Annotated in this window: 18 protein-coding genes; 2 read left to right on the plus strand and 16 right to left on the minus strand. The window is 44.9% G+C overall.

Annotation, left to right across the window (positions count from 1 at the left end):
* From F3I09_RS16065 to F3I09_RS16130, 14 genes are all read right to left on the minus strand, one after another.
* On the minus strand, positions 1 to 267 hold a 267-nt coding region (locus F3I09_RS16065), incomplete at its 3' end, for a transposase (RefSeq protein WP_223233259.1).
* Positions 268 to 309: 42 nt separating this feature from the next.
* Positions 310 to 801, minus strand: a complete 492-nt coding sequence (locus tag F3I09_RS16070; protein ID WP_149696060.1) for a hypothetical protein — start codon at positions 799 to 801, stop codon at positions 310 to 312.
* Positions 802 to 1,047: 246 nt separating this feature from the next.
* Positions 1,048 to 1,266 (minus strand): hypothetical protein, encoded by a 219-nt coding sequence (locus F3I09_RS16075; protein ID WP_149696061.1) that lies wholly within the window; start codon positions 1,264 to 1,266, stop codon positions 1,048 to 1,050.
* 199 nt (positions 1,267 to 1,465) lie between these two features.
* The gene (locus tag F3I09_RS16080) at positions 1,466 to 1,687 is read right to left on the minus strand and encodes a dihydrofolate reductase family protein (RefSeq protein WP_223233260.1); all 222 of its coding nucleotides are present in this window, start codon (positions 1,685 to 1,687) and stop codon (positions 1,466 to 1,468) included.
* Positions 1,688 to 1,715: 28 nt separating this feature from the next.
* Positions 1,716 to 3,245 (minus strand): phosphoethanolamine--lipid A transferase EptA, encoded by a 1,530-nt coding sequence (gene eptA / locus F3I09_RS16085; RefSeq protein ID WP_149696063.1) that lies wholly within the window; start codon positions 3,243 to 3,245, stop codon positions 1,716 to 1,718.
* Between the two features lie 386 nt (positions 3,246 to 3,631).
* On the minus strand, positions 3,632 to 4,996 hold the full coding sequence (locus tag F3I09_RS16090; protein WP_149696064.1) for an alpha-L-fucosidase: 1,365 nt from the start codon (positions 4,994 to 4,996) through the stop codon (positions 3,632 to 3,634).
* Positions 4,997 to 5,021: 25 nt separating this feature from the next.
* On the minus strand, positions 5,022 to 7,100 hold the full coding sequence (locus tag F3I09_RS16095) for an alpha-N-acetylglucosaminidase (protein WP_149696065.1): 2,079 nt from the start codon (positions 7,098 to 7,100) through the stop codon (positions 5,022 to 5,024).
* Positions 7,101 to 7,106: 6 nt separating this feature from the next.
* A complete protein-coding gene (locus F3I09_RS16100) occupies positions 7,107 to 8,249 on the minus strand; it encodes a family 20 glycosylhydrolase (RefSeq protein WP_149696066.1) in 1,143 nt (380 codons plus the stop codon).
* 107 nt (positions 8,250 to 8,356) lie between these two features.
* The gene (locus F3I09_RS16105; RefSeq protein WP_149696067.1) at positions 8,357 to 9,556 is read right to left on the minus strand and encodes a DUF4998 domain-containing protein; all 1,200 of its coding nucleotides are present in this window, start codon (positions 9,554 to 9,556) and stop codon (positions 8,357 to 8,359) included.
* Between the two features lie 18 nt (positions 9,557 to 9,574).
* Entirely contained in the window at positions 9,575 to 10,759 is a 1,185-nt protein-coding gene (locus F3I09_RS16110; protein WP_188133832.1) for a DUF5000 domain-containing lipoprotein, read from the minus strand.
* Between the two features lie 30 nt (positions 10,760 to 10,789).
* A complete protein-coding gene (locus F3I09_RS16115) occupies positions 10,790 to 12,655 on the minus strand; it encodes a RagB/SusD family nutrient uptake outer membrane protein (protein ID WP_149696069.1) in 1,866 nt (621 codons plus the stop codon).
* A gap of 11 nt (positions 12,656 to 12,666) precedes the next feature.
* Positions 12,667 to 16,161: a TonB-dependent receptor gene (locus F3I09_RS16120; protein ID WP_223233261.1), complete on the minus strand. Its 3,495-nt coding sequence runs from the start codon at positions 16,159 to 16,161 to the stop codon at positions 12,667 to 12,669.
* A 96-nt stretch (positions 16,162 to 16,257) separates the two neighbouring features.
* Positions 16,258 to 17,424 carry a FecR family protein gene (locus F3I09_RS16125; protein WP_188133833.1) on the minus strand — a complete coding sequence of 389 codons (1,167 nt, stop codon included), beginning with the start codon at positions 17,422 to 17,424 and terminating at the stop codon, positions 16,258 to 16,260.
* Positions 17,425 to 17,559: 135 nt separating this feature from the next.
* Positions 17,560 to 18,087 (minus strand): RNA polymerase sigma-70 factor, encoded by a 528-nt coding sequence (locus F3I09_RS16130; protein ID WP_149696071.1) that lies wholly within the window; start codon positions 18,085 to 18,087, stop codon positions 17,560 to 17,562.
* 322 nt (positions 18,088 to 18,409) lie between these two features.
* Here F3I09_RS16130 and F3I09_RS34070 point away from each other — a divergent pair, with 322 nt between their 5' ends.
* Positions 18,410 to 18,556 carry a hypothetical protein gene (locus tag F3I09_RS34070; RefSeq protein WP_188133834.1) on the plus strand — a complete coding sequence of 49 codons (147 nt, stop codon included), beginning with the start codon at positions 18,410 to 18,412 and terminating at the stop codon, positions 18,554 to 18,556.
* 75 nt (positions 18,557 to 18,631) lie between these two features.
* Here the strand turns inward: F3I09_RS34070 and F3I09_RS16135 are convergent, their stop codons facing one another.
* On the minus strand, positions 18,632 to 19,069 hold the full coding sequence (locus F3I09_RS16135; protein ID WP_149696072.1) for a MauE/DoxX family redox-associated membrane protein: 438 nt from the start codon (positions 19,067 to 19,069) through the stop codon (positions 18,632 to 18,634).
* Between the two features lie 159 nt (positions 19,070 to 19,228).
* Here F3I09_RS16135 and F3I09_RS16140 point away from each other — a divergent pair, with 159 nt between their 5' ends.
* Complete coding sequence (locus tag F3I09_RS16140; protein ID WP_149696073.1) at positions 19,229 to 19,660, plus strand: hypothetical protein; 432 nt, start codon at positions 19,229 to 19,231, stop codon at positions 19,658 to 19,660.
* Here F3I09_RS16140 and F3I09_RS16145 read toward each other — a convergent pair.
* Complete coding sequence (locus F3I09_RS16145) at positions 19,591 to 21,564, minus strand: SEL1-like repeat protein (protein WP_149696074.1); 1,974 nt, start codon at positions 21,562 to 21,564, stop codon at positions 19,591 to 19,593. The two genes, F3I09_RS16140 and F3I09_RS16145, sit on opposite strands and share 70 nt — an antisense overlap.
* Positions 21,565 to 21,689 lie beyond the last annotated feature (125 nt).

Raw genomic sequence — 21,689 nt, forward strand, 5'->3', positions numbered from 1 at the left:
CCTAATCGTTATTCCTCCTGGTTTTTCAATTTCGACAAATGGCCACTCTTCAATCGGTTGAGTCTTAATTACACCGGAAATAAAGCTGGTCGTCACGTTTTCTGATTTCACAACTGTTCGCTTTTGCCAGTTATAATAGGTTGATGTCGTGATACCATGTGTTTTACAGAAGTCCTTAATAGATAATTTTTCGCTTTCTTTTTGCTCCAACAAATATCTTATCTCTTCTGTGCTGCGTTTGCCTGGACGTAAAATTTTGCGTTCCATATGTCATTTTTAGAATCGCAATACTATTTTGATTAAACCAGACTAGCAAGACGCTCTATCTCGGGTGCATACGGCGATGTAGCCATCCAGTTTACGCAGGGGCGAATCCAGATCAACATTGATGGTGTCCAATAACCAGGAAATACCTTGACCGAGTGTAGTGCCTACAAGGTGTCTTCTTACTGCGTCGATATGTGCTACCCATGCCGTTGAGTGCGCCCCCATCGTATTGCTGAATGGCGAAACGGTGCGGCCGCCGATGATCACGTCCTGTATCTCATACTCTGGTGTCTCCCATTCCCCGATAATTTTTGTAAGCGCCTGCCGCTGTACAACAGGACCCGTTTTGTCGGGTATTGTTTCCGATGACAAGTCATGCATTTGTATACTGATATCTGCCGTGGGAACCGCAGTGGCTTGCATTTTTTGTATGGAATTTACCGCGGGCCTGGATACACCGGCAGAGGAGGGGCCATTTGCAACGGCGCGGCTGGAAGGTTGAACAGCGGGTTTATGCTTATCAAAATGTGGCATGTGATCGGGCGTTGGAACCAACACTGTGGTTGAAGAGTAATATACAACTTTCTGTGATATTGCGCTGATCTGAGATACAAAAAGGCGGGAGATGATTTCTAAGTATTATTTCCCCCGGATTTAAAAACGCCATCAGTAGATTCATAGACTGTAAATGTACGTCCAACTGACAGCGAGAACTCCCGGTAAAGGGCTTTCTTGAGTTTGAATGTTGGTAGCAGGCATTCGCCTAAGGAAGTTATAATATCATTTCTTTTTAGGTTTAACTACCTTCTTCGCTTTTTCTACACGCTTTTTATCTGAAACCGATTTTACGATTGTCTGTCCGTTTATAATTTGTTTTTGATCTTTAACCTTTGCAAGAGAATTTGCGTAAGCTTCGTTTACAAGTTTCTTGATATATGCTTTTGGGAATTTCTTTTTGTCTGTTACAAGAATGTAGCGATACTGATTGCCTTGTCCCAAAAGTATTTTGTCTGAGTCTGAAATTTCGTTGCCCCAATAAAAGCCAAAGTGAACATTTTTACTTGAACGTCCAACTGCAATGGAACAGATGGTGTGTCCAACTCTGACATTATCTATTTATAATTATCGGTTACTATGTTCTTTGATAGCGGAAAGTTACTGGAATGCACTGTTAGCGGCTGGCATACTTGTTTCAATGTCATTGCTGTCTTGAGTAATATACTAAAACTGCACCGCAGGCAAACGGTTTACACTCTACAAGTTTTAACTCTAATTCGTTTTTTAATGGATTGAAGGTTTGTTGTCCGTTACCTAATGCGGCAGGGTTTGCAAGCACATAATACTCATCGATTAAATCATGTTGTATTAATGATGATACAAATGAACAGTATTTTGGAGAAGCGGACAGGTTATCGTCCACGTCAACCGGAATTCATGATAGTCGTCCGCTATTTGAAAATGTTCAATTCCTCATTATAAACAGGACTTTGTATGCCCAAAAAATTTAACACACTGTGAAATACATATTCTTGTGACAATGAATTTTCTGTCTTCAGTTGTTTTAAACTGTTATCAGATGTCCAAACTATAAAAGGAATGTCATATTGTTGTTTCGGCGCGAGGCTTAAAGGCATACCATGCATGTATAGATTTTTTTCTCCTAAAGATTCGCCATGGTCGGAAACAAAAATCATTGCACTTTTATATTCCTTTAATTGTTTTAAATCTTCAATTACATTGTATAAAATATAATCGGTATAACCAATCGTATTGTCATAAGCATTGACCAGTTCTGTAGTAGAACATTTTGCTAATTCAACGCTATTACAGACTGGCTTAAAAGTTTCGAACTGAGGCGGATATTTTTTGCTATACTCAGGTCCATGACTTGTACTTGTGTGCAATATTATCAATACCTTATTTTTTGTACTTGCTGCTATTTGCTCTTTCAGGTTATTCAAAAGAACTTCATCGTAATCGCATCCATCGCCTTTACAATCTTTCATCAGCGCGTCTTTGCCCAGGTAATTTTTTATATGAACGGGTGGTTCTCCCCAGTTTGTGGTTCTCCAGACAACCTCTACGCCATTTCTATATAAATAATTGGGCAAAATCTCATACAACTCGCCGGTATTTTTATGTTCTAAAATACACTTTACACCTGCAGTAGTGTAGGTGGCGCAAGAGGTAGCATTAAAATGATATATACCAGGGGTTTTTGAAAGAAGCGGATTTGTATTTTTACTGTACCCGTATAAAGAAAAATTTTCACTTCTGGCGGATTCTCCTATCACTAATACTACAACCGATTTCCGGTTATCTTTTATGGTAGCGTCTGGCAATAATATTTCTTTTTCATTTTCCTGGTGTTTATGTATATAAAACAGAGAAAGATTTACTGTGTAACTCCACGGCATTGCAAGCCCACCTAATACTGGCGAATTTTTATCAACCCACAACCAATTTTGGGCATTGGCAAATACTACAATTAACATAAATAATAAAGTAGCTGAAGCGATGCCTAAAAATCGCTTGAATGTTACATGTACTATTTTGGCTTTAATGATAATAATGCCGGGAATGACACCAAGCAGAATTACATAGAGTAGTAATTTTATGGAAAAAAAACCAGCAGCCTCAGTATAATTGGTATTTAGCACATTGCCGACCATACCTCCATCTATTATAACACCGTAGGTATTAATAAAGTAAACTGCAATTGCGTTGACAATAAAGGATAATACCAGGATAATTTTTCCTACGAAGCGTAATAGAAAGAGCAGCAAAAAAAAGGCAAAAGCATTTGCAATCAGCGCCAGGATAATAAAACAAATAATAATGGTAATGCCGTTAAAACTTTTATAGTCAACATTATTAAAAATAAATTTGAAAAAGGGAAAATGAAAGAATAAGAAGTTAAGACAACTTATTAATAAAGAAAAGTGAACGATTTTTATATTATCTTTTAATAAACGCATAGGCCATTTTATAGATCGGAACAATTAAGCAAATTAACACAAAATATAATATTGTCAAATTTTTGTCGATTATCTGGCTGATTAATAATCCTCTTAAATACTTATCAACATACACCTGGGGAATCTCCTACTGTTCCAAACTGTTTTCCAATGACTTTAAATGATGAGAGAGCATTGTTTCGTGGTTATTCGGTAATAAGAACTGTTCTGATTTAATTAACTGATCCGGATGTCTAACATGTATTTGTCTTATAGCAAGCGTATTTTGCAAATGCCGGGCGCGACAAAACAGGACTTAGGATATAGCAGTCATAATATATAGGCAAAAAAAATGCCCGCAGATGGATATCTGCAGGCAATGGAAAACTACTAGAGGGGATTTGTAATTAATTTAATACCAGCTCAATAACGGGTACCTCTACATTTGGCTTTTGAGCCGGCAATTTCAGGATAAGATCGTTACCAGCATCCGTTTTATCGCGCAGTATTTCAGAATTGTCATGTGTAAACTGGCAATATTTCACTTTGCTCTTATAACCCGGCAAGGTCAGCGTGCTTCCCGGATATTCCATTAAGTGGACATACAGGCGTTTTGTAAGCGGGTTATAGGTGAGCAGTGTGTTTGGCGGCGCCTTATATGTATCGGGCGCATAGGTACAGCCATAAATAGCACGGTTGTTGAATTTCATCCAGTTGCTGATATTAGTTAACGCGAGCTGCGCACGGTCGTCGAAAACACCACGTGCGGTGGGGCCAACGTTCAGTATCAGGTTACCACCCTGGCTAACGGAGGTTATTAGCAACGCGAGCAGATCGTGGGTGCTTTTCCAGGTATTCTCATCCCTGAAATAACCCCAGGAGCCGGAAAAGGTCTGACAGGTTTCCCAGGTTTGTCCCCTGAATTTTTCCAGTTCCTCCGGCTTTACCTGTTCCGGGGTCAGGAAATCTGCTCCGTCTTCATACGCTTCCAGCCCCAGGCGATTATCCACCAGTATGCCTGGCTGCAGCTTGCGAATGAGTTTCAGCAACTCTACTGAGCCCCAGTCTTCACTGCTTTTACCATGGCCGTTATTGCCGGGATAGGAAAAGTCAAGCCACATGATGTCTATCTTTCCGTACTTAGTCAGCAGCTCAGTGATCTGGTTCTTCATGTACTGCCTGTATTTGGCAATGTCCCTGCCTTTATTCAGGCGGGCATAGGCAGTATCTGCATCACCAGCCGGCTGTTGGGGATGATACGCGTCAATAGGAAAGTCAGGATGATGCCAGTCCAGCAGGGAATAGTAAAAACCTATTTTAATACCTTCCGCTCTGAACGCATCCACGAACTCTTTTACAAGGTCTCTTTTGGCAGCCGTATTGGAAGCCTTATAGTCTGTATATTTTGAATCAAAAAGGCAGAAGCCCTCATGGTGTTTGGTGGTCAGTACTGCGTATTTCATCCCCGCTGCTTTGGCTGACTTTGCCCAGGCTTTAGGATCGAACATATCCGGATTGAACATATCAAAATACGGCTGATACTGGTCATTTGTCAAACGTTCCCAGCGTTTTACCCATTCATGCCTGGCTGCCTGTGCATACAAGCCCCAGTGAATGAACATGCCGAAACGGTCGTGCGTCCACCATTCCATGCGTTTTTGTTTTTGAGCCGGTGTTTCATTGCCAATGCGTTTCTTTTCCTGGGCCTGTGCCTGTAACATCGTAATTGCCAGCATGAGAAGAACGCCAAATCGATACAAGTTTTTTTTCATGATAGGAGTTTAGTTGAGTATGTCATTATTTTATTCGCTCGTTTGTTTTTACCCAGTCACGTTCCCATGCGAAGTAATCTGGTGGGGGGACGGCGGCTCCTTTCATCAGCTTACGCAGATAGCCGAAATATATTTCCCAGCGTTTTTTGTAGAAAGTATCCATCATACCGCCCCATTCTTTGTAGGCATATTCATGAAGATAATCCTCTTTCCGGTTGTTAGCACCCCAGTAGGTGATCAGCATCATGGCATTATGCAGGTTGTTTTCTTTTTCTGCAGATGTATTGCCTGCGCGCCAGGCCTGTTGCTGGTATGTTGACAGCCTGTAAAATGGATGTATATTCAACAGGTTATTCAGCCGTGTACATAGTTGTAAGAAGCTGTTGGCCGCCACATCAAAAGATACGCTGTCTTTGCTGTTGTACGCTTTTACAAGTTCGGCAAATGCGTAGTCAGCCTGATTGGACAGCACCTGCCGGCTGAAGTTGATACGGTCAAGGAGGTAGGTTTCGCTGTTCCTGAACCGGGGAGCGGCTTCAGTAAACAGACGGACAGCGGCTGCAAAACTGGCCGTGTCATAGTTCTTCTTTAATGTACCCCAGCTGGATACGGATTTGATTTCCAGTGCAGGTCTTGCACACAGGATATTTTCAGGCGGGCCTTCCTGGTAACCGGGAACGCTGTTGTAAGCTGTTTGCAACAGCAATTGCCAGGCCTGCAACAGGTGTTCATCCGACTTTCCGTAACGGGATTTTACGTAAGTTTTGATCCATTCGTCCACATTCACATGTTCTTGATGCCAGGCCAGTTCCATGAGTAATTCATAGGAAACAGGGTTGTTGTCAATCCCTTCAGGCATAATACCCACGCCTTTCATGTATTGCCCGAAGGTACCTGTACGGGCTCTGTGGGTCTCGTCCGCATAGCGTTGTAACTTGCCATATAAGCCCGGTCTTTCTCCGAAATTATTTACCATGCACCAGATAAAGGGCGTGCCTTCATAGCCGTTCCTTTTTTCCCAGTTGTTGGTAGTTTCGCCAAACAGTTCCTGTACAAGGATGGTCGATTTATCTACCTGCGCCAGCATTTCCTTGCGAGGGTTATCCTGCCAGCCCTGCAATACCCAGATAGCGCCGGGGAAATACTGCTGCATACTTTTCTGAATATTCACACCGGCTTTGGCCAGGTCAACGCCGGTGGTAATGCCGCCTTCATGAAAGGGATCGCCTGAGAACAGGTGGATGTTGCTGCCATAGAGCTTTTTCGTTTCCTCATAGAAGATCCCTGCAATACGGCTGAATGCTGTATCTGTAGGATCCAGTATATCCGGCCGGGTAAAAGCACCCCAGTTGCCCTGGGGTATGATACGTGCGGATGTTTTGTTTTTCAGAGAGGAGGGAACCATACCATAAAAACCAGGCATTACCGGTGCGATGCCCAGCGACTGCATACGTGCGATCATTTCTTGCACCAGTACTTTCCGGCTGTCTATCTGACTTTGGGGCATGGGACCTCCCCAGCCCTCAATGTTTCCCATTAGCCACCAGGCATTGAAAGCAGGACCGGTGATGTAATCGTCAATCTCCTTTTGGGTGTAGCCTATCCGTCTCAATACATTCTGCCATACCGCTTCTTCTCCATTTGCTACCAGCATGGTATTTATGCCATTCAATGCCATCCAGTCCAGTTCATGCTCCCAGGCTTTCCAATCGTAGAAGCTCATGGTGTAATTGTAGGTACAGTAGTTGAGTGCGTACCGGTATTGGGATGATGCTTCCTTCCTGAGCGCTGTTTGTACAACAGGAAGTGGAGATACGGGCGAGAGGTTGTCTCCCATATGCGACAAAGAACGGTTACAGTAATATTTCAGGTACCAGTTCAGGCCTACCGCTGCAGCATTGGGACCGGTGGCGCTGATAACGAGTTTACCATTACGGGTCTGCAGCTCAAATACCTCCTTACCTGGGATACTTAATTTTTCAAATACGAGCTCCTGGCTTAACCAGGGCGTTCTGCGTTCGGCCAGGGCTTTTACGCCGTCAAAATCGCCGGCCCGTAGTTGGAGGGACAGCAGTATTAACCATAAAAAAGAGTATTTCCGCATTATTTACTATTTACTTTGCTCTACCTTTCTGATCTCCGCGAATAATTTTTTGAAAGCATTCACATTATCCACCGCCAGTTTGTAATCCGATTTTCCGTAATAGGCTTTTATAAAATCGCCGGGCCCCATCCAGGAGGTTTCAAACACTCCCTTCATTCTTTCTGCCAGGGTTAGTGAGAAGTCTTCCCTTGTACCGTTCTTTCTGGCGGCGTATACCTGGGTCACCTGATCGACCGCTACATCTGCTTTGTAGCAGGGACTGGCTAATACATTAAATCCCTTCATTGCAAAATAGGCGGGTGTAGGTGGCGCGTCCTCGTACTTCCAGTCGCAGATGACAATATCTTTTGGTATCCTGTCAATAGCCCTGTGTGTATCATTCATGCTGGCCTGCCATCCCAGCAGGTTTGTTGTTTTGCCATCCAGCAGACGGTCGCTCCACATCCACATTTCACAATTCTTTTCTTTCAGATGATCGTGCAGTTTTGTTACGTAATCAGCGAAGATTTCGGAGCGGTCGCCACCACCGCAACGGGGGCATTTATTGTAGGCAATGATCCAGGCTTCGTCCAATCCCACATGGAGTACATCTGCTTCGCAAACGGCTACCAGTTCATCGATCATAGGGAAGAGTACCTTAAACAGGTCGGGATGCGTCGGACAAAGGCACTTTGTATAGAAGTCGAATTGTCCACCGTCTTTCCAGGGAACAGGAGGATTATAATCCGGCGACTCATCGAATTGAGGATATTGCTTTAATAAGGGCCCTATTTCCGTTTTTTCTGATTGGTGGGCCAATAGGTTGACGGTGGGGACAAAGCGGATATTTGCGTCCTTACAGGCCTTTACGATGCTTTTGAGATCCTGCTCAGAGAGAGCGTTTTTCTCCGATAGCTCAGGAGTGTTTTTAAACTGGTAAGAATATTCGATCCGCAGGGCAAGTGTATTCACGCCTTCTTTAGGCAATGCATTGCGGATAAAGTCGCACAGTACCGGTACTTCGGCCGGTGTCGGCACACTTAAAAGGAGACCTTTGATGGGCAGCTTATTCCAGGGGAATTCTTTGTGTTTTTGCGCAGTAGTAATAGCTGGCACACATAACACGCCACACAGGAAGATGAAGACCGGGACGAATTTTTTACGAAACATATATTTTATTGCTTTACAGGAATTAATTCTGGCATTCTAAGGTACAGAACACCTATCTGGTTTTGTACTGCAATGATGGATAATTGCGACAGCTTCAGGATATGTGTCTATTTATATCTAATCAGGTTGACCCTGCTTACCCTGAGGGACTGATCGGATGGCGATATCATGGTAGCTACAAAGCCCAGCGTAACGGTGGTGGCCTGTGTTAAAGTAAAAGGCACAGTAGCCTGCTTATCGTTGTTATCTTTTAGTTTGTAATAGCCCGCTGCGGTAGCGATATTTTCTACATCAGGTAGTGAGCTGCCTTCCGCCACGGTTACATAAGTCGCTTCTAATGTAGCGTCGATATTGGATATTGTTGCGTTGAACCTGTATTCGCCTGCAGGCAGGGTAACCGTCTGGTATATTTTACCGTTGGTAAGGGTGCCATCCCAATAGATCCAGAGCGTTAGACAGGCATTAGCGGTGCCATTGATGGCGTCATACGTGTACCGCTGGCCTGCTGCCGCATTATAGCTCCAATCTGCCAGTTGGCCCCAGCGCCAGTCAGAGGGCTTGGAAGGATCCAGTAAAAAAGGGCCGCCAGGATTCCGCAGGTAAGCCAGGGTTATGTCTTCTTTCAACGTTTTGGTTTCCCAGTCGGTGTAAAACGTATCTATTGCCAGTGTATCCGGCCGGTACATGGTACGATACTGGAAAGGTGTGTTGGAGGGATAATTAGCCCAGATGCTCATTTGACTTTCCATGACCGCCGGTATCAGTGTATCATGCAGTTTGTTGTCTGCATCTGTATATTTTAACTCCATACCCAGTACACCAGTGGTTGAATCTATATCTGACCAGCTGATATGGGCTTCGTTGTCCGTCCATTCCGCATTGTTAATACTCCTGTTCAGCAGTGCAGACTCGTAGGTTCTTCCATAGACGGTGCCTATGGTATGTGCTTTCATAGAAGCGTGGCCCACTTTATCATAATTGATGATCTCAAAATCGTAGGTTCTTTCTGCGAGGTTGCTGATCAGCAGGCGAATAGTATCGATACCCGCCGTACGCTTGATAGTCACTTCGGTGGAGTCAGCGTGGTTATTCCAGTAAACTTTGGATCTGACGATAGTAGGGTCTGATATCAGCAACCAGTAGAGTTCCACCCGGTTGCGGCCGGGATGTACCTGGACTGAATCTGCCTTGCCGGTGTACAGTATCTCTCCACCGGTCAGGTAGCTTTTATAATCGTCCTGTTTGCGGCAGGATATGATGCCTGCCATGGCCAGCAGGAGCCAGATGGTATTTCTCAATACGTGCATAAGAGCTGTTTTATTCAATTATTGATCATTGCCCCAGAAGGACATTTCTGCAATATTGGCTGCATAGCCACCGTCTGTCCATGTTTTCAATATTTTCACCCGTATGTATCTGACACGGGGAGCCGTCAGCGGTATATCCATCTGCTCTCCGGCAGCGGCAGCATCCAGGTCTTCCTGGCTGACCTGCCCTATAGGAAGATTGGATGGTTTCACAACGGTATGTTCCGCCAGTTTGGTCCAGTTATTCCAACTGCCGTCAGCAGGAGGGTTTACAGCGCCCCATATCTCAAATTGCTTCAGATTATTCTGTGCATATAAATATCCTTCCTGCTGGCGTTGCCATAGTCCGATGCGGCTTAGCTGTGCTGTAACGCCCATGTCAAAGGTGATCCACATCGGCATGCCATCCAGTTTGTCTGCAGAATGCCACATATCATAACCGCTGAATATGCCATTCCATAAGTTAGGCATCGGCAGGCCCCAGCCATAACCGATATCGCCCGGCAGATCTACTTCCCTGAATTTGCTTTTGTCCATCAGTTTTTCATAAAGGGGAGTATATTCCCCTCTAAGCGTGTCTGATTGATTTCCCCAGCGGTCTTTTACAAAAAATCCGAAAGCTCTTTTAGTGGCTGTAAACCCGCGGAGAGAATAGGCCGATCCGGGCGACGATGTATAGTGGATGTCTGTTTGTCCGAATATATCCAGGGAATCGTCTGTAAGTGTTACAATGGCAATATCTGCCTTACTCTCGTTTTTGAAAGTAATATTCACGCCGCCAAAATCCTCGCGCACAACCAGGCTGCGGAACACCGTCATCACAGCAGGTTCCAGTGGTTTTACACTGATGGTTACCGGACGCGATGCACGTTCACTCCGGCTGACCACATATAGGTTGATGGTATGTGCCAGTGTATCGCCAAAGCCATCGACGACTAAAGAGTTATTATAGAAGGATGCTTTTATTTCCCTTTTGATGCCGGGCCTGTTTTCATAGTCGGCCCTTACGTATAGTATACCTGCATTATCGGGTAGCGTATAGGTGATCCTGGCGGCTCCCGGTAAAGCAGTAACGCTTATGTTCTTTAATGTGTCGGGTGTTGGTCCGTCGCCAGACAGGGGACTATGCACCTCTTTCTGACAGGCGACCTGGCCCAATGCCAGCAGGGCAGTGAAAAAAAGCAGTAGTTTATGTGGTTGCATCTGATGAATCGTTTTTAGCATATGAAAGAATTACCAACCCGGGTTTTGTACCAGTCTTTTATTACCCAGCAGATCCCATACATCGAGCGGCCACAGATAATCACGCGTCTGGAATACCTGCTTATACAGCATCTTCGGACGATAATAGTAAACCGGATCTGCCTGTTCTATATCCCATCCCATGACCTGTTTATTTAATTCCTCAAAAGCCCTTTTCCAACGGCGCAGGTCCCAGAAGCGGCTGCCTTCAAAAGCAAGTTCTATAAGGCGCTCCTGCTGAATGATCTGTCTTAGACCTTCTTTAGTCTGAAACTTTCCCGGTTGACGGGAATAGTTTGTCCAGGATGTTTGTACAGTGGGTAGTGCTGCACGCTGGCGTACCTGGTTAATATAAGTGAACGTTTCTTCAACCGGCCCCCTGGCTTCGTTCAGTGCTTCTGCATAGAGCAGGTATAGATCGGCCAGGCGCATTTCCGGCCAGGGATAAGATTCAATAGATAAGCCCAGCCCGTCTAGTATCACATACTTCCAGTTGACCAGCTTTTTTGTAAAGTAGCCTGTAGCAGAATAATTGTAGATGCCTTTACGGGATTGCCATTGACCAGATTTAGCTTGTACATTGAAAGTGCCGTTTTCCATAAACCAACGCGCACCGTCAAAAGCGATATCTGCATAGAAACGCGGCTCGCGGTTAAAGTGCAATGATGCTGTCTGATATCCTTCCGTCAGGTATTCGCTTTCCTGGGCGGTTGCCGTCTTCAATGTGTACCTGTTCGCGTAATCCCAGGTTTTATCTTCGTTGATCGGTACGCCATTGGCTGTGTAGAATAACTCAGCCATTTTAAGGGTGGGAGCCAGGCTTCCAAGATTCAACTCATTTGCCAGTTTAGCGGGATCAAGCCTGGGCATGGCGTAACGTTGTAAAGTGTAGGTCCTGCTATTGGGATTATTCCAAATCACTTCCTGGTTCCATTCTTCACAGACGCTGTTACGTATGCTCATTTGTGTGACCAGCTTCTCGGAAAGACTGGTACCTAGTTTATTGAAAGTGTATAAGCGCATGCCGACTGCATGGCAGGCATCTATTGCCGTTTTGCATGCAGCTGCCGCCTTGTCCCATTTTGCCTCATCATAGACGGGGTTAAAGAGGAGGGAACCATCATAACTTTTAATATTGCTATAGTCTGTATTGCCATTGAATAAAGGACTGGCAGCTGTCACCAGCAGGCGGGCCTTTATAGCCAGTGCAATAGGTTGTGTAATACGCCCCAGTTCGGAAGAACTGTTTGTGATTTCAGCCGGAAGATCCCTGGCTGCTTCATCCAGTAATCCGGCTATATAATTTACAACCGAATCGGCCGACTGACGAGGTATCTGTACTTCATCGGAGGTGCTTGAAATAGGCAGGTTCTTATCTATGAGCGGAATGGGGCCATACCGGCGGAAGAGGCACCAATGATAGTATGCTTTCAGGAATTTAACTTCTGCGCGCCATCTTGTTTTCTCAAAAGCTGGTATATCTACCACCTTATCGATATTGTCCAGGAATATATTGCAATCGCGCAGGCCTTTGAACATGCTGCTCCAGATAGACATGTAAATATTATTGGCGCTCTGGTAACCCATGGCTATCTGCCAGGGGGCTTCCCCCATACTATAAGGACGTATCATCCAGAACTCATCACCCGCGCAGAATGCAGGGTTGCTTTCGATATCGCCATCTAATGGAAGGTAGGAATAACAGGTGAACAGGTATTTTTCTGCCTCCTGCCGTAATGCGAATGCATTATCAATGGTAGGCACATTGTCAGGCACTACATCGAGGTAACTTTTGCAGGAAGGAATGGTGAGTAATACGCAGGCAACTATTATGATCAGTGGAATTTTCAAGTTCATTGCGTTAAGTTTTAGAAGCCAAAGTTGATACCGATGTTATAGACCCTCTGTATAGGATACCCCAGGCCATCGCCTCCCATTTCAGGATCCCAGGTGGTAAATTTGCTCAATACAAACAGGTTCATGGCATTGGCATACATCCTTGTATTGCTGAGATGCAGCCTGCGTAGTAAGCCTTGTGGGAAGGTATATCCCAGCTCCAGTGTTTTCAGTCGCAGGAAATCGCCGCTGCGCATCCACCAGGTAGAGGACTGGTTGTTATTGTTGACGAAGTAGTCGCTTAACCGGGGCCAGAAGGCATACAGGTTACGGTCTTCTTCGCTCCAGTGATCTTCTGCAATGGCCGATAGCAATCCATGCTGACCGCCGCCGTTCAATACAAACGGAGAGATGCTTTCAGGCGCTACCCAGAATGAAGAACGGGCAGAACCCTGGAAGAAGCAACTAAGGTCCCATTGGTGGTAACCGAATGAGAAACCAATTCCGTATGTAATTTCAGGCGTGGTGGGCAGGCCTATGGGTACGTCATCAGCATCAGTGATCTTTCCGTCTCCGTTGACATCACGGTATTTAATATCCCCGCCCATTACCTGCTGGCCGAAGTTCTGTTCCGGAGAGTTGGCTACTTCTTTATCATCCACAAATAATCTTTCCGCGATGAGGCCAAACGTCTGGGAGAGTGAATGGCCTACCCGGTAGCGGGATGGCTCAGGATAACGGGGTTCTTCGTTCACCAGCAATTTACTGGTGGCATAGGTGAAATTGCCACGTATCTGCAGCCACATTTTATGTGGAAATGTTTTTGTGTAATCCAGCGAGAGATCCACACCCTTACCTTCCGCTTCACCCACATTGGCCTGTACGCTGGCATTCAGTCCCATGGTGTTAGGTATGGTATTCCTGGTCATGAGGATATTACTGCGCCGTTCCTTGTAAACGTCCACCAGTATATTCACCGCATTGAACAGGCCCAGTTCAAGACCGAGGTTTGTCTTGTAGGATTTCTCCCAGGAAATGTCCCGGTTCTCATAACGCCCTACGGACACGCCGGGACGGTAGTAATTATATCTTTCTCCGAAACTGGCGCCACGGGTGTCGTCACTCATATTGACATTCGATAAATAGAAAAAGCGTTCCTGGTCGTTACCAATCTGGTCATTGCCAACCAGCCCATAGGTGGCCCTTACTTTTAATTTATTGACTGTATTTACAAGCGGAGAGAAGAATGCTTCATTTGCGATATTCCAGGCTACCCCAACAGAAGGAAAGAAGCCAAACCGGTGATTTTTCGCAAAACGTTCAGACCCGTTGTAACCGAAGTTGAACTCCATCATATAACGGTTGTCGTATGCATATGTAAAGCGTCCGGACAGGCCCTGGTTGCGGTGTGGAAGAGAGCTTTGAAGATCGCCGGCATTGGCGGTCAGATAATTACGGAACAAGGTGATGAGCATACCTGATAATGCATGTTTCTCTGCGAACACATGGTTATAGTTCAGGGCGGCCTCCAGATATGTGGTTGTATTTACGATCTTACTGCCCTCTCTGTAGTTGAGATACTCAGTGCCATTGGTATTTAAAGATGTTAGTTTCGGTGTTTTGGTCTGAAGGTCGTATGTCAGCGTATAATAAAAGGGCGTGTACTGGCGGGATACATCAAAGTAGGAATAACGTTCTGTGTAGGCCATCATACGGGCATTCAGGCCCGGAATAAGGAAGCTGAAGTCCTGCTTTAGTTCCAGCTGTGCCAGCAAGGTGGATGTATTATATTGTTGATATCCTGATACGGCATTTGCATATGGATTGGTATACAGGTTACTACCGTCTCCCGGTGTTTGGCTGGAGCCTGGTTTTATAGCATTTCCGAACAACGGATGTTTTAACTGGGGCGCATAACTGGAAGGGAAAACAGTCGGGAACATTACCGGATTGGCCCATATCGCCTGTTTGAAAATAGTTGCGCCTCCGCCTACGGGTCCGTTATAATCGTCAAACTGTCCGTAGGTACGCACGATGGCCTGCGTAGTGGGGGTAAGATTGATGTTTACATTAGAGCGTACGGAGTAGTTCTTCAGTTTGATGTTGCTATTGAAATTATTGAGTTTGTCTACGTTCAATACGCCGTTATCTACATTGTAGGTGCCTGCAATGTAATACTGTGCTGCTTTACCTCCGCCGGTAAGGTTGACGTTGAGCCGTTGGTTGATGGTATAGTCCTTGATCAGTTGTTGGATCCAGTTATTGTTCGGATACAGGTAAGGATCATCTCCGGCAGCAGTATGATCTATCTTGGAAGGCGAATACTGTGTAATACCCAGCGGGTTCCTTGTCATAACCGCCTCATTAGCCAGTTTCATGTAGGTAATGTTGTCGGCAAATTTGAAATTGCGCGTATTGGTGGACAGTGAGTTTTCCATGCGGATGTTAAACTTTGTTTTTCCCTCTGTGCCTGATTTGGTGTTTACCAATACTACGCCATTAGCACCTCTTGCCCCATACAAAGAGGAAGCGGTAGCGTCTTTTAAAATAGAGAAGCCGGCAATATCATCTGGCTGTAGACGGGCGAGATCTGTTGCGGTCGATTCCATACCATCGATCAGGATCAGCGGATCTACTTTACCCGTGCCGAAGGTGGTAATCCCCCTGATGAAGAAGCTGGCATTATCCTTACCGGGTTCGCCGGTTCTTTGATAAGAGATAACGCCCGACAATCTTCCCGCCAGCATGGTTGTAAGGTTGCCTGTAGGTCCCTTCAATTCTTTAGGATTGATAGTGGTTACTGCGCTGACCATGGTTTGTTTCTTTTGTGTACCATAGGCCACAATGGTTACCTCTTCAAGGGTTTTGTCGTGGGGGAGCAGCACTACGTTGACAGTGGTGCGGCTGTTGACCGGTATCTCCTGTGTCAGGAAGCCAACCATGGAAAACAGCAGTACAGCGTCTTTTTTCGCGCGAATGCTGTAGTTACCGTTCATATCTGTTTTAACGCCCGTACTGGTACCTTTTACCACGACGGTAACACCGGGCGCCAGTTCATCCGGGGCATCGTTTCTGCCTTTTAGTTTTATGATGCCGGAGATGATGGTATCAGCTGCCGGTACGGGATGTTCTGGTTTAACGTCTCCGGGAAGCGTTTTTTCGGCCGTAACAATGATAGACTGATCAATGATGCGGTAGCTGACCGGCTGATCTTTGAAACAGATTTTCAGCACCGTTTCCAGCGGCATGTTGTCGGCGAGAATGCTTACTTTTTTCGTGTGTTGCAGTAATTCCCTTGTATAGATAACGCCAAAGCTTGTTTGCGTTTCTATTTCCCGGAATACTGTTTCAAGTGGGACATTCTTCAGGTTGAAATTGAGCCGTTGGTCCTGCAAATCCGAAGCAGATGCAGTATACAGGCTTAGCAGCGGCAATAGCAGGCAGCCTGCAGCTTTCATACGGCACAAGGGTGGCAATAAGGCATGGAATGCCCTGACCCCCTTTTTGAGAGTGTACAGTAATTTCATAATGAGCACATTAATGAATAGCGTGGCTAATGCCCGCTTTACATGACGGTGATTGACTAACTTTTGGTTGATCTGCTTTTCTTGTCTGTTCTTCCTTTATCGTTGATGATATGGTAAAACCGTTATACGTCCATCATCCCATTTGAATTTGGCCGCACCCGCAAGCTCCACCATTTCCAATAGTTTGGAAAGAGATACCTGCCGGCTGACCTTTAAGGTAATGTGCGTAGGTTTATAGTCCTGTGCATAGGCTACATTTACATCATACCAACGGCTTATTTCTTCCATCAATACCGGAAGATCTACATCCCGGAAAACAAACAGGTCGTTTTTCCAGGCCGTAACAGCCGGGATATCTGCTGGTTTTACCGTGATGGCGTCGCCGGTAGCGATAGCTGTTTGTCCGGGCTGTAGGAGTCTGTTTGTGCCTGCATGCTGTACTTTTACAGCTCCGGAAACAAGCGTGGTTTGTATGTTACAGGTTTTAGTTTTATCATACCGTGGATAAGTTCTGATATTAAATGTGGTGCCTAATACGATCACTTCGGTGGAATCTGTTGCTACAATAAAAGAGCGGTTTGCATTTTGTGCCACTTCCAGGTACGCTTCCCCGCTTAGCTGTATGCGCCGTTCTTTACCAGAGAAATGGACGGGATAACGTAGTGAAGAAGCGGCATTCAACCATACCTGGGTACCATCTTCCAGTACAATATGGTATTTTCCGCCTGCCGGTGTTAGCAGCTGATTAAAAGCCAGCAGGGCATTATTGTTACCGCCCTGGTAACTGATCCTGCCATTCGCTAACTTAATATGGGTGCCATTGCCTTGCGTAAAGGAGCTGTCTCCCTGTGGATTCAATAGTATGTGGTTACCATTGGCCAGTATCAGTGTTGCTTTTTTATTGCCAGGTTCCCTGTCCTTGACAGGCGCTGCAGCTATATTCGTTTTCTCCTGTCCGGATGGTTGCAGTATCCACAAAAGGCTGCCCAATAGCAGCGTAATGCAGGCAGCAGCCCAAAAGATCGTCCGCCTGATGCGCAGCGTGCGTTTTTCTTTCATCCGATCAAGGAATGCCTGTAACTGCCTTTCCGTATCGTATGACTGTATGGTTTTGAGAGCGTTTTCGCTGTGCGCGTTATTCCCAAAAGCCTCAAACCATTTTTTATGCGCTTCACCAGCATTGATCCATTGCTGCAGTTCTTCCTGCTCAGCAGCAGTGATCACACCAGTGTAATACCGGGCCGTGAGTGCTGCTGCGCGCAAAAGTGATGATATTTGTTGATCCTGGTTCTGCATACAATATTTGCCAGTGTACGTGTAATGAGACGGACGAGTAGATGATTTGGTCTACAAGATTTTTAAAAAAAAGCTGAATTCGTAAGAAAGTATCAGCTTGTGTTAATTTAATAACAAAGAGATGGCGATTGACAAGGCCCTGCTGGAAAGTAGTTTCCTGATAATAGATATACCGCGGGCGCGTTGGGTCTTTACAGTACTTACGGTTACCCCTAACTGGTCGGCTATTTCTTTCGTGGATAATCCATTTTCATAAGTCATCGTAATTACCTTTCGGCATTGTTCCGGTAACGTATGAACAGCCTGGGAAATTTCCCTTAGTGCTTCTGTGAAGTAGATTTCTTTCAGAATTTCATCTTCGGCGAGGGGGGATAGCTGTAATAATACTTTATGGTGCTTCTGCCTTATCTGGCGTTGTTCCACCTGGTCAAGGCATTGGTTACGGGTGGCAGTGTACAGGAAGGCCTTTATATTTTCAATATCTTCCGCCGTCTTCATATTCCATAATTTTTCAAAAACGTCTGCTACAACTTCCTCTGCCTTAAAGCGATCTTTCAGGATCTTTTCGGCAAAGTAGCATAGAGGGGAATAAAGGTCCCGATAAATAGTGGAAAAATGTTTGGCATTCATTATATAATGTCCATACCCTGTTAGTATCTCCTTGTCACTAAAAGTATAAATTTTTGAGATTAAAGGCAATTTTTGGAAAGAAAGAAAAAGGAGAGGGAAAGGGGGGGAATAAAGCCGTCAATGGAGACAGATACCGGTGATGTTTAAAGCTAAGTAATTTAGTGCATTCCATGTTCATAATCATGAAGTTTCATATAATCCGGATAAGGAAGATAGTATGGAATATTGAGGTAGTGGGTGATTAGTCTAAAGTGAGTGCTATATTAAAGGTCGGATTTTAATGGGCAAAATTTATATTTACATCAAATAGTTACCTCATTCTATGGAAGACGTTTTTTATCTGACCCGCGGCTGGAGGAATGCCACTTACATCCTGTTGGGTGCTTTAATATGTGTGTTTGTTAGCCTGTTGCTCTACTCATTCTTCGATCCTTTTCGCCTGGAACTATCTGCATATCATTCCTCATGAAGGAAAGGGTAAAAGGATCCTGGTATCTACATATGTAGGCGGTATGCGCCTTTTGCACGAGGGGTTGGTTGCCCGTTAGGGTACAGTGGCAGCCGAGTAGGAAATTAGCTTATTGTTTTTCATGATAAAGGCAAAAAGCGCCAGTGTTAGAAAAGCAACATTAAAGACCAGGTGCTGTGGCCAGGTTAACTCCCTGATTATTCCTCCGCAGGTACAGGGGTGTTCTTTGGTGAAGACAATAACGTAGAGAACATATACGGTAAACATTGCCATCAGTAATACCGCCCCGGCAAGCCCATAACTGCGGGTTTTATCTGGTATCAAAAGGCAGGCTACAAGGATCTCCATGACAGGAACCACAACAGCTACCGGTAGTGCAACGGTTTGCAGCACGGGGGATCGTCGTAGATCGTACAGATAATAATTGAATGAAATGAGTTTATTCAAGGCAACATATACAAACAGGAAAAACAGTGCATAACAAATGCATGCAATTAGGGTTCTTGTGCTCATAATCATAAGGTTAGGCAGAGCCGATAATAGCGACGATATAATGGCTTTGCTGAAAATGCTCAAACCGCAAGAGTAATATGCCATATCGGTGATGAACCGTATGTTCAACCCGCGCTGGCCAAATGGGGCGGGCCAAAGGAGAAATGGTCGATGGTCCCCATGAAATGGATACCGGTGAGTGTGGTGGTGTTGCCTGCACCCAATCCTTGCGTTTTTACGTTAAATACGGATGGTACAATTGGTTTTGGATATGGTGATTATAAAGAAGAGCAAATTGATAGTTCCGATGAGGGCCCCAAAAGCAGGGGACCGCTTCGTGGGCTCCGGCTTATCGATGGACAGGTATATGCAACCGGTATGGGCCGCCAGGTATACCGGCGAAGTGCAGCTGGCAAATGGACAAGGATAGATGAAGGTGTTGTTTTGCCACGGGGCGCAATTGAGGTGGCCGGGTTTAACTCAATAGATGGGGTAAATGAAAATGATATCTGGGCGGCAGGTTTCCTGGGAGAGATCTGGCATTACATTAACAATTCGTCAGGGATTTCGAGTCCTGCTTTTTCCGCCGCCGCAATATGTGCCTTTGCCTGATCCTTATCGATAAAGCCTTCTTCAAACAGGTATATTCGTGCCAGTTCAATATGTCCCCAATCATAACCACCGTGTATCGCTGTTTTAAAGTATTCTATTGCCGCTTTTAAGTCTTTTGCCGTACCTAATCCTCTCTGGTGAAAAATTCCCTGATTAAACGCGCCAATTTCAGACTCATCTTTCTGGTAATACCGGAGGGCCATTTCAAAATCCCCTTTTTCCTCGTACAGGTATCCCAGGTAACCGTAATCCGGTTCTCCAAGTTCCTCTGCCTGATGAAAGTGGTATAGTGCCTGCTCAGGATCTGTATCACTAAGTAGAAATCCTAAGTTATTGTGTGCCACTGCCAGACCATCCTCCGCTGCTTGCTGCAACAGGTTAATGGCTTTTTCTTTATCAGGGATAGTTCCTATGCCATTCTGGTAACACAGGCTCAATCCATTGAGTGCATTTGTATTGCGGGCAGCAGCTCCCTTCTCATACCAGTAAAATGCGCTGTCATTATCTACATATCCATCTATCATGTAATAAATATGCGCGAGGTTGTTCATCGCATAACCATATCCTTTTTCAGCAGCAAGTGTGTAGTGATAAATTGCTGACTGGTAATCCTGTCTATTATAAGCATCTACGCCAATATTATACAATTCTTCAACCGGCGTGTAGACATCTATAACAGTTTCCTCATCAGGCGTCTTTGCATATGCTAATAGCCTGCCACGCACTACCTCATCATAATAAAAACTGTAGCCATCACTTTCGGCATCCTGTTGTACCAGGTCTTTATTTGCTCTTGATATCCCATATTTATCAATCAGGTAAACTTTCTCCCCTTTGATAGCCCAGGCAAAGCCTTGATGAGGGGCTTTACGTACTATTAGGTCGAACTGTTCACCATCTTCAGTAAGACTGTAAAAACCATCTCTAAGTAGCATGAATACATTGTCATGCAACAGTTCTATTTTTTCATATTTAAAATCGATGATCACTTTTGCATCGTCCCCGAGTACACCCCATTTTCCGTTCTTCTGTGCAATGTAATGACCATTATACCCGACTTGGTTAAGATTTTCATATGTAGGTGCTGCAACAACTTTTCCCGAAGGATCGATCAGGCCCAAAAGACCATTGTGCTGAACAATCGCCAGATGAGAAGAATCAAAATCATAGGCCTCATCCCATTCCGCAGGAGCTATGATCTTACCTGATCTGTGCACATAGCCGTATTTCTGCGCCTTCATTACCACCGCAATATCCTGCTCACTGAATTCATAAAAGTCATCAAATTGAGGACTCAGCAATATTTCTCCTTCGGCACTTTTTAATCCCCATAATCCATTCTCATAGTAAATTTCTTCCTTTCTCAAATCCTGAGTGATATGTCTCCAGCCATAGCAATAGTCCGCGTAATTCAGCAGTTCCGCAAATGAGTGAAAAGCCATGCTTACATGTTTGAGCTTGTCGTAAGACAACAGGGAAATGTCGTTGTTGTCCATGGCACGGGTGATCATAGCATTGTTATACGCAATATCTGCCAGCCAGATAGCCGCCTGTTCGTGATGTGGTGCCTCATCCATGTTGAATACCTCACGGGCATTCACGCTAAAATAAGCATGTTCCAGACCGTCCAGGTATTTAAATAACTTATTTTTGCATTCTGTAAAGATGCTTTTATTGTTAATAAGAGACCTGGTAGCTTCCAGAAAGTTGTAGAACCTTTTCAGGTTTTCGATGCCAGATTTGGCATCATAGTATAAAATGTCATTTTCTTCAATAAAGCCTCCACTTATTAACAAGGGGTGTAATAATAGTGGCATCTCATACCCCCATTCCATCATCAGTATATCATTCCTGTCTTTTCCTGAAGGGGAGCTGGTATTACCTAAATATACGCTGTGTGACATTTTGCAAAGGTAATCATTCTTTAAATGGGGGCATTCTATAAGGTTAACAGCGGGAAGACTTCCTTCTCGCAAACAGATTGGAAATAGTTTTAACTATATCATATGTCTGGAAAAGGCATCCTCAA

The sequence above is a fragment of the Chitinophaga sp. CF418 genome (genome assembly GCF_900142925.1).
Taxonomy (GTDB): Bacteria; Bacteroidota; Bacteroidia; order Chitinophagales; family Chitinophagaceae; genus Chitinophaga.

Excerpts from the sequence above, each read along its gene's own strand:
- F3I09_RS16120 (WP_223233261.1), bottom strand. The coding sequence starts at position 16,161 with ATGAAATTACTGTACACTCTCAAAAAGGGGGTCAGGGCATTCCATGCC.
- F3I09_RS16145 (WP_149696074.1), bottom strand. The coding sequence starts at position 21,564 with ATGTCACACAGCGTATATTTAGGTAATACCAGCTCCCCTTCAGGAAAA.
- F3I09_RS16115 (WP_149696069.1), bottom strand. The coding sequence starts at position 12,655 with ATGAACTTGAAAATTCCACTGATCATAATAGTTGCCTGCGTATTACTC.
- F3I09_RS16135 (WP_149696072.1), bottom strand. The coding sequence starts at position 19,069 with ATGAGCACAAGAACCCTAATTGCATGCATTTGTTATGCACTGTTTTTC.
- F3I09_RS34070 (WP_188133834.1), top strand. The coding sequence starts at position 18,410 with ATGGAAGACGTTTTTTATCTGACCCGCGGCTGGAGGAATGCCACTTAC.
- F3I09_RS16105 (WP_149696067.1), bottom strand. The coding sequence starts at position 9,556 with ATGCACGTATTGAGAAATACCATCTGGCTCCTGCTGGCCATGGCAGGC.
- F3I09_RS16070 (WP_149696060.1), bottom strand. The coding sequence starts at position 801 with ATGCCACATTTTGATAAGCATAAACCCGCTGTTCAACCTTCCAGCCGC.
- F3I09_RS16100 (WP_149696066.1), bottom strand. The coding sequence starts at position 8,249 with ATGTTTCGTAAAAAATTCGTCCCGGTCTTCATCTTCCTGTGTGGCGTG.
- F3I09_RS16095 (WP_149696065.1), bottom strand. The coding sequence starts at position 7,100 with ATGCGGAAATACTCTTTTTTATGGTTAATACTGCTGTCCCTCCAACTA.
- F3I09_RS16130 (WP_149696071.1), bottom strand. The coding sequence starts at position 18,087 with ATGAATGCCAAACATTTTTCCACTATTTATCGGGACCTTTATTCCCCT.
- F3I09_RS16110 (WP_188133832.1), bottom strand. The coding sequence starts at position 10,759 with ATGCAACCACATAAACTACTGCTTTTTTTCACTGCCCTGCTGGCATTG.
- eptA (WP_149696063.1), bottom strand. The coding sequence starts at position 3,245 with ATGCGTTTATTAAAAGATAATATAAAAATCGTTCACTTTTCTTTATTA.
- F3I09_RS16090 (WP_149696064.1), bottom strand. The coding sequence starts at position 4,996 with ATGAAAAAAAACTTGTATCGATTTGGCGTTCTTCTCATGCTGGCAATT.
- F3I09_RS16140 (WP_149696073.1), top strand. The coding sequence starts at position 19,229 with ATGAAATGGATACCGGTGAGTGTGGTGGTGTTGCCTGCACCCAATCCT.